The 14,206-nt window shown below is 72.7% G+C and carries 15 protein-coding genes; 11 read left to right on the top strand and 4 right to left on the bottom strand.

Features of this window, described 5'->3' with window-relative positions:
- Positions 1–39 precede the first annotated feature (39 nt).
- The 7 genes from AB0946_RS30820 to AB0946_RS30790 all read left to right on the top strand — a co-directional run bounded on the left by AB0946_RS30820 (position 40) and on the right by AB0946_RS30790 (position 6,417).
- Positions 40–1,338 carry an extracellular solute-binding protein gene (locus AB0946_RS30820; RefSeq protein WP_366763942.1) on the top strand — a complete coding sequence of 433 codons (1,299 nt, stop codon included), beginning with the start codon at positions 40–42 and terminating at the stop codon, positions 1,336–1,338.
- 47 nt (positions 1,339–1,385) lie between these two features.
- Positions 1,386–2,327, top strand: a complete 942-nt coding sequence (locus AB0946_RS30815; RefSeq protein ID WP_366763941.1) for a sugar ABC transporter permease — start codon at positions 1,386–1,388, stop codon at positions 2,325–2,327.
- Entirely contained in the window at positions 2,324–3,172 is an 849-nt protein-coding gene (locus AB0946_RS30810; protein ID WP_366763940.1) for a carbohydrate ABC transporter permease, read from the top strand. Before AB0946_RS30815 ends, AB0946_RS30810 begins: the two co-directional genes overlap by 4 nt.
- 158 nt (positions 3,173–3,330) lie before the next feature.
- Positions 3,331–3,609: a hypothetical protein gene (locus AB0946_RS30805; RefSeq protein WP_366763968.1), complete on the top strand. Its 279-nt coding sequence runs from the start codon at positions 3,331–3,333 to the stop codon at positions 3,607–3,609.
- A gap of 125 nt (positions 3,610–3,734) precedes the next feature.
- Positions 3,735–4,538, top strand: a complete 804-nt coding sequence (locus AB0946_RS30800; RefSeq protein WP_366763939.1) for an alpha/beta hydrolase — start codon at positions 3,735–3,737, stop codon at positions 4,536–4,538.
- On the top strand, positions 4,538–5,821 hold the full coding sequence (locus AB0946_RS30795) for a SpoIIE family protein phosphatase (RefSeq protein WP_366763938.1): 1,284 nt from the start codon (positions 4,538–4,540) through the stop codon (positions 5,819–5,821). The genes AB0946_RS30800 and AB0946_RS30795 overlap by 1 nt, the downstream gene beginning before the upstream one ends.
- Positions 5,818–6,417 (top strand): 2'-5' RNA ligase family protein, encoded by a 600-nt coding sequence (locus AB0946_RS30790; RefSeq protein ID WP_366763937.1) that lies wholly within the window; start codon positions 5,818–5,820, stop codon positions 6,415–6,417. The genes AB0946_RS30795 and AB0946_RS30790 overlap by 4 nt, the downstream gene beginning before the upstream one ends.
- Positions 6,418–6,467: 50 nt before the next feature.
- Here AB0946_RS30790 and AB0946_RS30785 read toward each other — a convergent pair whose 3' ends face one another.
- The 3 genes from AB0946_RS30785 to AB0946_RS30775 all read right to left on the bottom strand — a co-directional run bounded on the left by AB0946_RS30785 (position 6,468) and on the right by AB0946_RS30775 (position 8,388).
- Entirely contained in the window at positions 6,468–7,358 is an 891-nt protein-coding gene (locus tag AB0946_RS30785) for an SDR family oxidoreductase (protein ID WP_366763936.1), read from the bottom strand.
- Positions 7,359–7,436: 78 nt separating this feature from the next.
- Positions 7,437–7,619 (bottom strand): hypothetical protein, encoded by a 183-nt coding sequence (locus tag AB0946_RS30780; RefSeq protein ID WP_366763935.1) that lies wholly within the window; start codon positions 7,617–7,619, stop codon positions 7,437–7,439.
- 154 nt (positions 7,620–7,773) lie between these two features.
- Positions 7,774–8,388 carry a TetR/AcrR family transcriptional regulator C-terminal domain-containing protein gene (locus AB0946_RS30775; protein ID WP_366763934.1) on the bottom strand — a complete coding sequence of 205 codons (615 nt, stop codon included), beginning with the start codon at positions 8,386–8,388 and terminating at the stop codon, positions 7,774–7,776.
- Between the two features lie 263 nt (positions 8,389–8,651).
- Here AB0946_RS30775 and AB0946_RS30770 point away from each other — a divergent pair, with 263 nt between their 5' ends.
- The 4 genes from AB0946_RS30770 to AB0946_RS30755 all read left to right on the top strand — a co-directional run bounded on the left by AB0946_RS30770 (position 8,652) and on the right by AB0946_RS30755 (position 13,004).
- The gene (locus AB0946_RS30770) at positions 8,652–10,112 is read left to right on the top strand and encodes an APC family permease (protein WP_366763933.1); all 1,461 of its coding nucleotides are present in this window, start codon (positions 8,652–8,654) and stop codon (positions 10,110–10,112) included.
- Between the two features lie 25 nt (positions 10,113–10,137).
- The gene (locus AB0946_RS30765) at positions 10,138–11,724 is read left to right on the top strand and encodes an amidohydrolase family protein (protein WP_366763932.1); all 1,587 of its coding nucleotides are present in this window, start codon (positions 10,138–10,140) and stop codon (positions 11,722–11,724) included.
- A gap of 85 nt (positions 11,725–11,809) precedes the next feature.
- The gene (locus AB0946_RS30760) at positions 11,810–12,211 is read left to right on the top strand and encodes a VOC family protein (RefSeq protein WP_366763931.1); all 402 of its coding nucleotides are present in this window, start codon (positions 11,810–11,812) and stop codon (positions 12,209–12,211) included.
- Between the two features lie 73 nt (positions 12,212–12,284).
- Positions 12,285–13,004 (top strand): hypothetical protein, encoded by a 720-nt coding sequence (locus tag AB0946_RS30755; RefSeq protein WP_366763930.1) that lies wholly within the window; start codon positions 12,285–12,287, stop codon positions 13,002–13,004.
- A 193-nt stretch (positions 13,005–13,197) separates the two neighbouring features.
- On the opposite strand, the gene bla is transcribed toward AB0946_RS30755, so the two are convergent.
- On the bottom strand, positions 13,198–14,127 hold the full coding sequence (gene bla / locus AB0946_RS30750) for a class A beta-lactamase (RefSeq protein ID WP_366763929.1): 930 nt from the start codon (positions 14,125–14,127) through the stop codon (positions 13,198–13,200).
- Positions 14,128–14,206: the final 79 nt, after the last annotated feature.

The following is a 14,206-nucleotide window of genomic DNA, read 5'->3' as shown; positions in this document are numbered from 1 at the left end:
CGTTGCGCATGTTGCAACGACTCATCGGAGGAGCACTGCATGAAGCTGTCCGTCCGTTGGGCTGGGCTCACCGCGCTCGCCACCGCCCTCGTCGCCGCCTGCGCGCCCCAGACCTCCGGCACCTCCGCCTCCGACCAGGACGAGAAGACCGGCACCGTGCGCGTCTGGCTCTTCCAGGAGGTCGACAACCAGCCCAAGCGGCGCGTCGTCGACGCGGTGGTCGCCGGCTTCGAGAAGGCGCACCGGGGCACCGACGTCAGCGTCGAGTACATCCCCGTCGAGACCCGTGCCCAGCGCGTCAAGGCCGCCTTCAACGACCCGAAGTCCGCGCCCGACGTGATCGAGTACGGCAACACCGACACCGCCGGCTACGTACGGGACGGCGGACTCGCGGACGTCACCCGGGAGTTCGACGCCTGGAGCGAGGCGAAGGACACGGATCCGACCGCCCGGCAGTCGGTCACCGTGGACGGCAAGGTCTACGGGGCGCCGTACTTCGTCGGTGTCCGGGCGCTGTACTACCGCACCGACGTCCTGCGTGAACTCGGCCTGCGCGCACCGAGGTCGCAGGCCGAGCTGATCTCCACCGCGAAGCGGATCCGGGCCGCCAAACCCGGCCTGTACGGCCTGGCCGTCGGCGGCGCCTACACCTACGGCGCGATGCCGTTCATCTGGGCCAACGGCGGTGACCTGGCCAGGGAGCAGGGTGGCGCGTACGCCTCCGCCATCGACAGCCCGGCCGCCCGGAAGGGCATCGAGGCGTACACCTCCCTCTTCGGTGACGACAACTGTCCCGCCGCCAAGTGCGCGGGCATGGGCGGCAACGACACCGTGACGGCGTTCGCCTCCGGGAAGGCGGCCATGGCCATCGGCGGCGACTTCAGCCACGCCGCCATGGAGGCCGGCACGGTCAAGGGGAAGTACGCGGTGGTGCCGCTGCCGGGGGTGGAACCCGGCTCGATCGCACCGGCGTTCGCGGGCGGCAACAACATCGGCGTCCTGAAGAGCACGTCACACCGCACGCTCGCGGTGGACCTGATGGAACGGCTCGCCTCCAAGAAGACGCAAGGGGAACTCTTCGACGCGATGGGCTTCCTGCCGACCTTCACGGACGTACGGCGGCGGGCCGCGGCCGAGAAGCCGTACGTGAAGCCGTTCGTCCGGACCCTCGCGGCCGGCACCCGGTTCGTACCCGCCTCCCCCGCCTGGGCCCAGATCGACTCCTCGCTGGTGCTGCCGACCATGTTCCAGGAGATCGTCAGCGGCAGGAAGGACGTCGCGGCGGCCTCCGCCGACGCGGCGGAGAAGATGGACGACGCGTTCGGAGCCGCCAGGTGAGCCGGCTGCCGGCGCCTTCCGGGCCGGGACTCGTGGAGCCCCCGCGGGTGCGGGCGGTTCGCGGCGCGGCGCGCCCGCGCGGCGCCAGCCGCTCGTCGAATCCGGCCCCGCGCCGCCCGGGTGGATGGACGCCCTGGCTCTATGTGGCACCCGCCCTGCTCGTCCTGGGCGGCCTGCTGGTCTACCCCGTCTACCAGCTCGGCCTGATCTCGTTCCTGGAGTACACCCAGGCCCAGGTCAGCGGCGGCGAACCCACCCGCTTCCGGGGCCTGGCCAACTACACCGAACTGTTCGCCGACGACCAGTTCCGGCAGGTGCTGCTGGCGACGGTCGGGTTCGCGGCGGCCTGTGTGGTCTGCACACTGGCGGTGGGCTGCGCGCTCGCCGTCCTGCTCACCCGGGTCCGCGCGGTCCCGCGGCTCGCGCTCCTGCTGGCCGCGCTGGGGGCGTGGGCCACACCAACCATCACCGGCTCGACGGTCTGGCTCTTCCTCTTCGACCCCGACTTCGGCCCGGTCGACCGTCTGCTGGGCATCGGCGACTTCTCCTGGACCTACGGCCGTTACAGCGCCTTCCTCCTGGTCCTGCTCGAAGTGGTCTGGTGCTCCTTCCCGTTCGTGATGGTCACCGTCTACGCCGGCATCCGCGCGGTGCCGGCCGAGATCCTGGAGGCCGCCGCCCTGGACGGCGCCTCCCAGTGGCGGATCTGGCGCTCGGTGCTGGCGCCGGCCCTCAGACCGATCCTGGTCATCGTCACCGTCCAGTCGGTGATCTGGGACTTCAAGGTCTTCACCCAGATCTACGTGATGACGGGCGGCGGCGGCATCGCGGGGCAGAACCTGGTCCTGAACGTCTACGCCTACCAGAAGGCCTTCGCCTCCTCGCAGTACGGCCTCGGGTCCGCGATCGGCGTCGTGACACTGCTGATCCTGCTCGCGATCACGCTCGGGTACCTGCGGCTGCTGCGCCGCCAAGGGGAGGAACTGTGAGCCTCGTACGCGCTCGGGCGGTACGGCGGCCCTGGCGGCTCGCCGCCGAGGCGACCGCGCTGCTGGTCGCCGCGGTCGTCGCCTTCCCCCTCTACTGGATGCTGCTCGGCGCGCTCAAGCCGGCCGGGGAGATCGAGTCCACCGAGCCGAGACCCTGGACGGCCTCGCCTTCGCTGGACTCCTTCCGGCGCGTGTTCGAACAGCAGGAGTTCGGCCGGTACTTCGTCAACAGCCTCGTCGTCGCGGTGAGTGTCGTGATCGCCTCCGCGCTGATCGCCTTCCTCGCCGCGACCGCCGTGACGCGGTTCCGGTTCCGCTTCCGGACCACCCTGCTCGTCATGTTCCTGGTGGCCCAGATGGTGCCGGTGGAGGCGCTCACCATCCCCTTGTTCTTCCTCATGCGGGACCTCGGTCAGCTGAACACACTGGGGTCGCTGATCCTGCCGCACATCGCCTTCTCCCTGCCGTTCGCGATCTGGATGCTGCGCGGTTTCGTGAGGGCCGTGCCGGAGTCCTTGGAGGAGGCCGCGTACCTCGACGGGGCGAGCCGTGCGCGCTTCCTGTGGCGCATCCTCCTCCCACTGGTCCTGCCGGGGCTCGTGGCCACGAGCGTGTTCTCCTTCATCTCCGCCTGGAACGACTTCCTGTTCGCCAAGTCGTTCATCATCAGCGACACCTCGCAGTCGACCCTGCCGATGGCCCTGCTGGTCTTCTACAAGCCCGACGAGCCGGACTGGGGCGGGGTCATGGCGGCGTCCACGGTGATGACCGTTCCGGTCCTGGTGTTCTTCGTCCTCGTGCAGCGACGGCTGGTCTCCGGGCTGGGCGGAGCGGTGAAGGACTGAACTGCTCCGGGGGCTTCCGTGCCGGCATGTTGAAACAGCAATCAAGAAACGTCACAAACCACCATCAAACGGACATGCCTCTGGGTAAATCGGGCAACCGGGTGAGTGTCGGAGCGACCGCAACCATCCGCACCATCCGCACGGACCTGGAGCACGCCATGATCATCAAGAAGATGCACGAGATGGGCATCCGCAGCGAGCACGCCTACATGGCCGGCATGGCCTCCATCGGCCTCACGCTCGTCGCGTGGATAGGCTCGCTGAAGATGGAACCCGGCACCGGCGTGGACCGCGCCGATCGCTGGGGCATCTTCGTCGGCGAATGGGCGCCCACCTTCTTCGGCCTGGGCCTCGCCCTGTCCCACTACGAACAGCAGGACGGCACCCTCACGGCGAGCAACGTGCACGAGCTCCGCGAACGGCAGAAGGCCGTCTGAACGCGCCGGGGGCGGCGCCGCCACGGCGGGGCGGCGCCGTCCCCGTCCTCGCGCCCCCGCCCGAGGGCGGGGGCCGGCCCGGGCGGGCCGCCGCGTCCAACCCGCTGACGTGCGAGGATGGGGACATGGGCATCCTCCGCAGGAACAACGTCCGGGTCATCGGGCAGGAGTCCGGCCGGACCCTGGTCCTCGCGCACGGCTTCGGCTGCGACCAGAACCTGTGGCGCCTCGTGACCCCCGCCCTGGCCCGGCACTTCCGTGTGGTGCTGTTCGACTACGTCGGCTCCGGCCGCTCCGACCTGGCCGCCTGGCGGGAGGAGCGCTACACGACCCTGGACGGCTACGCCCAGGACGTGATCGACGTGTGCGAGGAGCTGGACCTGCGGGACGCCGTGTTCGTGGGCCACTCGGTCAGCGCCATGGTCGGCGTCCTGGCCGCCGCGGCGGTACCGGACCGCCTCGGCTCCCTGGTCATGGTGTGCCCCTCCCCCTCCTACATCGACGAGGAGGACTACCGCGGCGGCTTCAGCGCGGCCGACATCCACGAGCTGCTCGACTCGCTGGAAGCCAATTACCTCGGCTGGTCGGCGGCCATGGCCCCCGTCATCATGGGCAACCCCGACCGGCCGGAACTGGGTGCGGAGCTGACCAACAGCTTCTGCGCCACCGACCCGGACATCGCGCGCGTCTTCGCACGCACCACGTTCCTGTCCGACAGCCGCCAGGACCTGAAGACGGTGACCGTCCCCACCCTCGTCCTCGAATGCGAGCAGGACGTCATAGCGCCCCGGGAGGTCGGGGCGTACGTCCGCGCCGCCGTTCCCGGCAGCCGCCTGGTCACGCTGGCCGCCACGGGCCACTGCCCGCAACTGAGTGCTCCCGGGACCACCGCCCGGGCGATCACCGCCTTCGTGGAAGAGCTGGGCTGATGTCCGGCTCCGGCCCGCCTCCCCCGCCCCCGGGGAAGGCGTGGCCACTGATCGGTACGGACGTCACCGCCCTGCTGGAGGACAGCACGGAGGAGCTGTACGAGTCCGCACCCTGCGGATACCTGTCCACCCTGATGGACGGCACCATCGTCAAGGTCAACAGGACGCTGCTGGGCTGGCTCGGGCTCTCCCGGGAGGAGGTCGTCCACCGCCGGCGGTTCGCCGACCTGCTGACCGTGGGCGGCAAGCTGTACCACGAGACCCACTACGCCCCGCTGCTGAGCATGCAGGGTCACGTGGGGGGCATCGCGCTGGAGATGAAGGTCGCGGACGGGTCCCGGCTTCCGGTGCTGATCACCTCGGCCGTGAAGCGGGGCGCCGACGGCCGGCCCCTGCTGATCCGCACCACCGTCTTCGACGCCACCGACCGCCGTGCCTACGAGGCCGAGCTGCTGCGCGCGCGCCGCGCGGCGGAAGAGGCGCGCCGCCAGGCGGAGGCCGACCGCGAACAGCTGCGCGAGGCACTGGCCGTACTGCAACAGAGCCTGCTCCCGGCGGGCCTCCCGGCGGTGCCCGGCGTGCAGGCCGCCGCCTATTACCACACGGCCTCACCGATACAGCTGGGCGGCGACTTCTACGACCTGTTCCCCCTCGACGACGACCGTTTCGCGTTCTTCCTCGGGGACATCTGCGGAAAGGGCCCGAGGGCCGCGGCGGCGACCTCCCTCGTCCGCTACACCCTGCGCACCGCCGCCCTGCACGGACTCGCTCCCGAAGCCGTCCTGTCCGCCCTCAACTCGGCACTGCTGGAGCGCTACGGCGATGAGGAACCCCGGTACTGCACCGCCGTCTTCGGCACCCTGGAAGCGGAGGGGCAGAGCGTCCGCGTCCTCCTGGCCTCCGGGGGCCACCCGCCCGCGCTGCTGCTACGGGCGGACGGCCGGGCCGAGTACCTGCCGACGCCGGGTGGACTGCTGGTCGGGGCCTTCCCCGACGCCTCCTTCACGACGATCCGCACCACCCTCCACCACGGCGACACGCTGTTGCTCTACACCGACGGCCTCACCGAGGCGCACACGGGCGAGAGGAGCGGCCTGTACGGCTACGACGCGCTGCAGTCGTTCGCCACCGAGCTCGCCCCCGCGGATCCGCGCACCGTGGTCGACGCCCTCGTCCGTCTGCTCGTCAGCTTCGGTGAGGGACTCGAGGACGACGCGGCCCTCCTCGCCCTGGGACGCCCGCGTCGCTCCGGCACCGCGCAGTCCGGGACGGTGGCCGGGTGAACGGGTACGCGGCTTCCGGCGGGGCCGGGCCGGCGGACGCGCTCAGGGTGGCGCCGACGCCGCGGACCGCGGTGGCATGGCTGCCGCCGCCGGAGCTCTGGCCGGCGATCCAGGGGATCCGCTGGGAGCACGATCCGCAGGTCCGCCGGTGGCCGCCGCACGTGAACCTGCTGTTCGGCTTCGTACCGGAGGAGGAGTTCGAGCGGGCGGTACCGCTGCTCTCCGCGGGAGCGGCACACGGTACGCCGTTCAGCGCGCGCCTGGCCGGGGTGCGTTCCTTCCGGCACCGGCACTCCGCCACGGTGTGGCTCGACCCGGCCGCGGCCGACCCGGCGCCCTGGGCCCGTCTGCACCGGGAGCTGAGGCTGCGGTTCCCGCTGTGCGGGGGACGCGGTGAGCGTTTCACCCCGCACCTGTCCCTCGGCCGTACCCGGGACCCGCACGGACTGGCCGCCGAGTGCGCCGCGCGGCTCGGCCCGCTGTCGGCGGCGGTCGAGGACGTGGTCCTCCTCTCCCGGCGCGACGACGGCCCCATGCGGCCCCGGGCCGTGATCCGCCTGGGCACGGGCGAGGTCCGCCGGACGCAGGAGTACTGACGTGGGAGCATCGAGGGCCGGGGCAGGCCCCGCCACCTCCCGTCCGCGGGTCAGGGCAGCGGGGTGCCGCCGGTCGCGTTGAGGATCTCGGCGGTGATGAAGCCGGCCTGCGGCGAGGCCAGGTACACGTAGGCGGGGGCCAGTTCGGCGGGCTGGGCCGGGCGGCCGAGCGGGCTCTGCTTGCCGAACTCCGACGTGTCGGGCATGGTCGACGGGATGAGCGGGGTCCAGACGGGCCCCGGTGCGACGGCGTTGACGCGGATGCCGCGTTCGGCGAGCATCTGGGCCAGGCCCTGGGTGAACGTGACGATCGCACCCTTGGTCATCGCGTAGTCCAGCAGGTGCGGACTGGGCTTGTACGCCTGGACCGACGTGGAGTTGATGACGCAACCGCCCGCCGGGATGTGCGGCAGGGCGAACTTGGTCAGCCAGAACATCCCGTAGAGGTTCGTCCGCATCACCCGGTCGAACTGCTCCGTGCTGATCGCCTCGATGCCCTCGGGCTGGGACATCTGGTAGGCGGCGTTGTTCACGAGGACGTCGATATGGCCGAACTCGGGGACCGCCCGGTCGATCAGCGACCGGCAGTTGTCCTCGTCGCGGATGTCGCAGGACACGGCGACCGCCTTGCGTCCGGCGTCCTCCACCAGCCGGGACGTCTCGCGGGCGTCCTCCTCCTCGTCGGCGAGATACGTGAAGAGCACGTCGGCGCCCTCACGGGCGAAGGCGATCGCCACCGCGCGCCCGATGCCGGAGTCCCCTCCCGTGATCACGGCCTTGCGGCCGTCGAGACGGCCGGAGCCGCGGTAGGACTCCTCGCCGTGGTCGGGCGGCGGGTCCATCGGGCCGGTCCAGCCCGGATGCGGCTGGTCCTGGGAGGGGAAGTCGGGGCGGGCGTGCTGTGTGACCGGGTTCGGACGATCACCCTGCTGATCCGTCACAGTGGCCTCCTGTGTCTCGGGGACGGGACAGACCAGCGGGTTCCCCCTCCGAGGCGGGCGAAAAGCGGTCCGCGCCGGTCAGGCGGTGGGCGCGCCCGGGCCGCCTGCGCGCATCCGGTCCCTGCGGGCGAGGTTGTACATCCGCAGGAGGTGTTTCGCCACGGCACAGTGCGCGGCATCGGCGTGGCACTGGCGGCAGGTCCGCATGTGCTGTTCGTAGGTGAAGCGCGCGTCGTCCAACGCGTCGTTGACAGAAGGCATGGACTTCTCCGGGCAGGGCGCGTCACGGGGACGGCGCCGAGTTGACTGACTGGTACACCCGGAAACAGGTGATCATGTTACTGCCGGTACTGGGAAACCGAGGAAATCCGTACCGAGGTCTTCCACCCCGGCGCCACCGGAACGCGGCCGGCTCCTACCGCCCCCGCTCCGCGCGGAGCGCCCGCGCGTGGTTCAGGAACGCCGTCAGGCCCACCTCGAACGCGCGGTCCGCGCGCCCGTCGCCGACCGCCGCGAGCGCCTCCGCGAGGCGGGGCGTCGGCACGTGGTCCGTCAGCTCCCACATCGCCTCGGGGGCGGCCAGGTCGAGGGCCGAGCCCAGCACCAGGTTCTCCAGGGCGATGACCAGCGGCATGATCTCGGCCCGTTCGAAGCCGGCGGCGAGCAGCACGCCCACCGCGCGCTCGTACTGCTCCAGGACCCGGGGCGCACGGACGGGCGAGGTCATCAGCAGCGGGATCACCCGGGGGTGGGCGGCGAACGCGGCCCGGTAGGAGCGGGCCCAGGCCTCGACGGCCGCGTCCCAGGGGGTCAGCTCCAGCGTGGCCGGATCGATGGCCGCGCAGACGCGTTCGCGCAGCAGTTCCACGATGCCGTCCCGGCCGTCCACGTGGTGGTACACCGACCCGGTCTGCGCGCCGAGCCGGCGGGCTATGGCCGGGACGCTGAAGTCACCGGTCTCGTCGATCAGCCGGAGCGCCGTGGTGGTGATGCGCTCGCGGTCGAGGAGCGGTGTGCGCGGCCGTCCCATGGTCAGCGATCCCCCTGATGTCCTGCCGAGGTCTTCCCGGATGCCCAACGGCAGGTTACATTGCCGAAACCGAAAGCCTTTAGGTTTACGGCTCCGGGCGCCCGCCACCCCCCAGGGCTCCCGCTCCGGGCGCCCGCCCTCCCCCGGGCTCCCGGGACACACCGGCCCGGACGGCCCACCCCGGCCCCGTCCGCCGGTGCCCGCGCCCCGGCTGCCCCGCCACCGCCGACCCCTCCCGTCCGCCGCCAGAAGGGCACCCCCGTATGTCCGTGACCACCACCGACCTCCCGGAGGACGACGCGTCGTCCGACGCGCCCGGCCTCCGGTCCGGCTCCCTCGGCACCGCCGACATCGCCTTCTTCGTCGTCTCCGCCGCCGCGCCCCTGACGGTCATGGCCGGGGTCGCCCCGCTCGCCATCCTGCTGGGCGGCGTCGGCGCACCCGTCGGCTACCTCCTGGCCGGGCTGACCCTCGCCGTCTTCGCCGTCGGCTTCACCACCATGAGCCGGCATGTCACCAGCGGCGGCGCCTTCTACGCCTTCATCGCCCGGGGCCTCGGCCGGCCGGTCGGCATCGGCGCCGCCCTGCTGGCCCTGGTCGGCTACAACGGCATGGAGATCGGCGTCTACGGCCTCCTCGCCACCACCACCCGCGACACCGTGCACTCCCTGTTCGGCTCCGACGTGCCCTGGCTGCCGATGTCGCTGGCCGGCCTGCTGCTGATCGGCTACGGCGGATTCCGTTCGATCGACTTCGGCGCCAAGGTGCTGGGCGTGCTGCTCGTCGCCGAGACCGGCATACTCGTCCTGCTCGCCGGCGGGGTCCTGCTCAAGGGCGGCGCCCACGGGCTGTCCCTCGCCTCGCTGGCCCCGGCACACGTGTTCGTGCCGGGCACGGCGGCCGTCCTCGCCTTCGCCTTCGCGGCGTTCACCGGCTTCGAGTCGACGGTCATCTACCGCCGCGAGGCCCGCGACCCCGAGCGCACGATCCCGCGCGCCACGTACGCGGCCGTCGGATTCCTCGGCCTGTTCTACGCGTTCGTCGTCTGGATCGCCGTCCAGGCGTTCGGCGACGAGCGGGTCGTGGAGGCGGCCGGCGCGGACCCGGCGGGGCTCTTCTTCACCGCGATCACCACCTACGTGGGCGGCTGGGCCGCGGATCTGATGCACGTCTTCATCGTCACCAGCGTCATCGCGTCCCTGCTCGCCTTCCACAACGCGATCAACCGCTACGCACTCGCCCTGGCCGAGGAGGGCGTGCTGCCCCGCCGGCTCGGCCGCGTCCACGCCCGGCACCGCTCCCCGTACCTCGCCGGCGTCGCCCAGACCGTGCTCGGCGCGCTGGTCGTCCTCGCCTTCCGGGCCGCCGAAGCCGACCCCTACCAGCAGCTGCTGCTGTGGGTGAACACCCCGGGGATGATCGGCCTGCTGCTGCTCCAGCTGCTCGCCGCGATCGCCGTGCCCTGCTACTTCCGGCGGGTCCGCCACACGGAGGGCACCGTGCGCACGGTGGCGGCGCCGGTCCTCGCCACCGTCCTGCTGGCGGCCGCGATCGCGCTGGTGGTGAGCCACATCGACCTGTTCACCGCCGCGTCCCCGGCCGTGAACGTCACCCTCGTCGCCGTGGCGCCCGCCGTCTTCGCCCTCGGCCTGCCGCTGGCGTGGTGGCTGCGCCGCAACCGCCCGGACGTCTACGCCACGTTCGGCACCGGAACCACCAAGTAATCTTCTGGACAAGGGAGTTCATCGCATGCCCGCTGCCGACCTGATCCTCGCCGGTGCCGAGGTCCGCACGCTCGACCCGGCCCGCCCCACGGCCACGGCCGTCGCCCTGCGCGACGGCGTGATCACCGCGGTGGGCACGGCGGACGACGTACGGGACTGGCGCGGACCCGGCACGGAGGTCGTCGACCTGCACGGCGCGCACCTCGTGCCGGGCCTCGTCGACGCCCACAGCCACCCCGTGTGGGGGCTCGACATGGCGACCGGCACCGACCTGTCGGGGGTGACGGACCTGGCCGGACTGCGCGCGGCGCTCGCCGGGGCCGAGCGGGTGGACGGCTGGGTGGTGGGCCACGGCCTGGACCACAACGCGTTCGAGGGCCGCCCCGTCCACCACGGACTGGTGGCGGACGTCCTGGGGGGCACCCCGGCCTTCCTGCGCCTGTACGACGGCCACTCCGCCCTCGCCAACGAGGCCGCGCTGGCCGCCGCCGGGGTGACCGGGCCGCGCGCCTTCGACCAGCGCGCCCAGGTGGTGTGCGACGCGTCCGGACGGCCCACCGGGCACCTGGTGGAGCACGCGGCGATGGACCTGGTGGCGGACGTCGCCCCCCGCCCCTCGTACACAGAACGGCGGGCGCGGCTCCTGGAGTTGCTGTCCGCCATGGCCGCGACCGGGCTGACCGGCGCGCACGTGATGGACGGCGGCGACCTGGACCTGGTGGCGGCGGTGGCGCGGGAGACGGTGCTGCCGGTGCGGCTGCGGTTCGCACCCTGGTGCATGCCGGGCGCGGACGCGGACGCCCTGCGGGAGCTGATCGAGGCGCAGGGCAGGGGCGGCCGGCACTGGGTGGTCGGCGGGGTGAAGTTCTTCATGGACGGCACCGTGGAGGGCGGCACCGCCTGGCTGGACCACCCCGACTGCCACGGCCAGGGCACCGACGCGTTCTGGCCCGACCCACGGGCGTACGCCGAGGCGGTGCGCACCCTGCACACCGCCGGTGTCCGCACCGCCACGCACGCCATCGGGGACGCCGCCGTCCGGCACGTCCTGGACACCGTGGCCTCGCTGGGCCCGAGCGGGCACGGCGCGCACCGGATCGAGCACATCGAGACGGCGCCCGACGAACTCCTGCCCCGGTTCGCCGCGTTGGGGGTCGCGGCCTCGTTGCAGCCGCCGCACACCGGCTACACGCGTGCCGACGGCACCGACGAGTGGTCGCGCCGGCTGGGCGGTGACCGGGCCGTCCGCGCCTGGCGGCTGCGGGACCTGCGGGAGGCCGGGGCCACGGTCGCCCTCGGCTCGGACTGGCCCATCGCGCACTACGACGTGCGGGCCGTACTGGCGACGGCCCGCCGGCCCAGGGGCGCGGCGGCGCACCGGCCGGGCCTGACGGCTGGGCAGGCGCTGGAGGGCTGCACCAGCCATGCGGCGGCCGCCGCCGGCGAGGCGGATGTCGCGGGCCGGATCGCGCCCGGCCGCCGCGCCGACCTCACCGCGCTGTCGGTGGACCCCGTGCGGGCGTCCGTCGACGAACTCATCGACGCGCCGGTGGTGTTGACGGTGACCGGCGGGCAGGTGGCGCACCGGGACCCCTCGGTGTCGACCCGGTAGGATCGTCGTACGGCATCGCGTGTCGGTCACCGGCCGGGTGAGGCATGGAGGTGCCCGTGAGATTGCCCTCGGAGGCATTCCACTCATGTCAGTCGAGTTGAACCACACCATCGTCCACGCCCGGGACAACCGGGAGTCCGCCGCGTTCCTGGCCCACGTCCTCGGGCTGGAGGCCGGCCCAGCGTGGGGCCCGTTCGTCCCGGTCGCCACGGCCAACGGGGTGACCCTGGACTTCGCCACCGTCCCGGCGGAGTCGATCGTCATGCAGCACTACGCCTTCCTCGTCTCCGACGAGGAGTTCGACGCGGCCTTCGCCCGTATCCGGCAGGCCGGGATCACGTACTACGCCGACCCGCACCGGAAGCAGCCGGGCGAGATCAACCACCACCACGGCGGCCGGGGCGTGTACTTCATGGATCCGGCCGGACACGGCATGGAGATCATCACCCGCCCCTACGGCAGCCACGCGCAGCCGGCCGGGTCCTGAGCGGACGGGCGGGCCGGGACCCGCGTCCCGGCCCGCCCGGATCGGCCGATCCGGGTGAAGGCACACTGTGGGCGTGAACGACTACCCCCTGGTCGACCAGGACCCCGCTCCGCAGTGGTACGGCCGGCTGCGGGTGCGGGCCGACGACCTCTCCCCCGCGAACTGGCTGAGCCGGTCGGAGCCGGGTGCGCTCGGCACGGTGGCGGGCGTCGCCGCGCCGGGTTTCGCCGCCTACGCGCGGATCCTGCACCCGGCCCGGCTGGACGAGCGGCCGGTGCGCTGGTCGGCGGTGGCCGCCGCCCACGGCACGCGCGTCACACCGCTCACCCGCTGGCACCAGGTGATCGGGACGGACCAGGACCACGCCGACCGCTCGGACGGTCTGCCCGGCGTGTGGGACGAGCATCCCGGTGAGGGTCCGACCCCGCCGGACGTCGCCCGGGTGCTGCTGCCCGTCCTGGCCCGGCACACGGGCACCCCGGACCGGTGCTGGTTCGGGCTGTGGAGCGGGTACGGCCGCTGGGACTGGAGCCGGTTCGCCACGTTCGGGACGCCGGGCCGGGACGAGGTCCTGCTGGCCGGCCGGCTGGCCGACGCGGTCTCCCCGGTGACGCTGGACGAGTTCGCCGAGCTTCCCGACCTGTGGTGGCCGCAGGACCGCACCTGGATCGTGGGCGGGGACGTGGACCTGGTCAGCACGTACGTCGGCGGTTCACCGGGGCTGATCGGCGACCTGCTGGCCGTGCCCGGCCTCGAGGTCCACCCGGTGTCACCCGGCGACCCGGTCGGCTGAGCGGCACCGCCGCGTCGGCCGCTTCCGCCCGCTGCGGCCGGAAGCGGAAGGTCGCCCTGCGGCGGCCTCCCGCGTTCCCTCACCGTGGTGCAGTGGTCACGGCGTCACGGGTAGGGAAACCGTCACGGACGCATCGACAGTCGCGTACATGGTTCACATTCGGAAAAGTGAACTCCCGGACCGCTGACCGGAGTTACTCACCAGGGGCGAGGGTGCGGGCCACGACGGCCGCCGCGTCGGCGATCAGCGCCTCGTCCACGGGCGCGTCCGGGGTGCTCTTGTCCGACAGGACCGCGAGGACGACGGGGGTGCGGCGGGTGGTCCAGGCCACGCCGATGTCGTTGGCGGTCGCGTAGTCGCCGGTACCGGTCTTGTCCGCCACGATCCACTCCTTGGGCAGTCCCTTGCGGAACCGTGCCGAGCTGGTGGTGTTGCCCTTCAGCCAGCCGACGAACCGCTCACGGTCGGCGCGGGCCAGCGCCCGTCCCAGGACGAGGCGCTCCAGGCTCGCGGCGATCGCCTCCGGGGTCGAGGTGTCGCGCGGGTCCCCGGGGATCGCGGTGTTCAGCTCCGGCTCCCACCGGTCGAACCGGCTCACCTCGTCGCCGAGCGACCGGAGAAAGCGGGTGAGACCGGCCGGACCGCCCAGTTCCCGGAGCAGCAGGTTGCCGGCCGCGTTGTCGCTGTACTGGATCGCCGCCGCGCAGAGGCCGGCCACGGTCATGCCGGTCGCCAGGTTCTCCTGCGTGCGCGGTGAGTTGGGCAGGAGGTCGTGCGGCGGGTAGTGCACCACCCGGTCCAGCGGCGCGCAGCCGGCCCGGTCGCGCAGGACCGCCGCCGCGGCGAACGCCTTGAACGTCGAACACGTCGCGAACCGCTCCCCCGCCCGGTGGGACAGGGTCCGCCCGGTACGGACGTTGCGCGCGTACACGCCGAGCCGGGCGCCGTGGCGGCGCTCCAGCTCGGCCAGTTCGGCCTGCGCGGCGCGTGATCCGGCGTCCGGGCTCGCGGAGGCGGCGGGTGCGGCGAGCGCGGTCGTGCTCAGGGCGGCGCCGGGGAGCGCGAGGCCGGCCTGGATCAGGCGGCGGCGCGGCAGCCGGGTGGGGCGGTCGAGGTCGGTCATGGGTGAGGTCCTCCCAGGTCGGGCCCGTCATCGGGCCCGTCATCGGGGCCGGTCTGCGGGGTCGGTCAGCCGGATCGGC

It is taken from the genome of Streptomyces sp. NPDC046870 (assembly GCF_040704595.1).
GTDB lineage: Bacteria > Actinomycetota > Actinomycetes > Streptomycetales > Streptomycetaceae > Streptomyces > Streptomyces argyrophylli.
The sequence above is the reverse complement of the archived record's forward strand: the minus strand, read 5'-3'. Positions and strand labels throughout refer to the sequence as shown.

Coding starts and splice junctions, on each gene's coding strand:
- AB0946_RS30820 (WP_366763942.1), top strand. CDS start 40: ATGAAGCTGTCCGTCCGTTGGGCTGGGCTCACCGCGCTCGCCACCGCC.
- AB0946_RS30805 (WP_366763968.1), top strand. CDS start 3,331: ATGATCATCAAGAAGATGCACGAGATGGGCATCCGCAGCGAGCACGCC.
- AB0946_RS30800 (WP_366763939.1), top strand. CDS start 3,735: ATGGGCATCCTCCGCAGGAACAACGTCCGGGTCATCGGGCAGGAGTCC.
- AB0946_RS30795 (WP_366763938.1), top strand. CDS start 4,538: ATGTCCGGCTCCGGCCCGCCTCCCCCGCCCCCGGGGAAGGCGTGGCCA.
- AB0946_RS30780 (WP_366763935.1), bottom strand. CDS start 7,619: ATGCCTTCTGTCAACGACGCGTTGGACGACGCGCGCTTCACCTACGAA.
- AB0946_RS30775 (WP_366763934.1), bottom strand. CDS start 8,388: ATGGGACGGCCGCGCACACCGCTCCTCGACCGCGAGCGCATCACCACC.
- AB0946_RS30770 (WP_366763933.1), top strand. CDS start 8,652: ATGTCCGTGACCACCACCGACCTCCCGGAGGACGACGCGTCGTCCGAC.
- AB0946_RS30765 (WP_366763932.1), top strand. CDS start 10,138: ATGCCCGCTGCCGACCTGATCCTCGCCGGTGCCGAGGTCCGCACGCTC.
- AB0946_RS30760 (WP_366763931.1), top strand. CDS start 11,810: ATGTCAGTCGAGTTGAACCACACCATCGTCCACGCCCGGGACAACCGG.
- bla (WP_366763929.1), bottom strand. CDS start 14,127: ATGACCGACCTCGACCGCCCCACCCGGCTGCCGCGCCGCCGCCTGATC.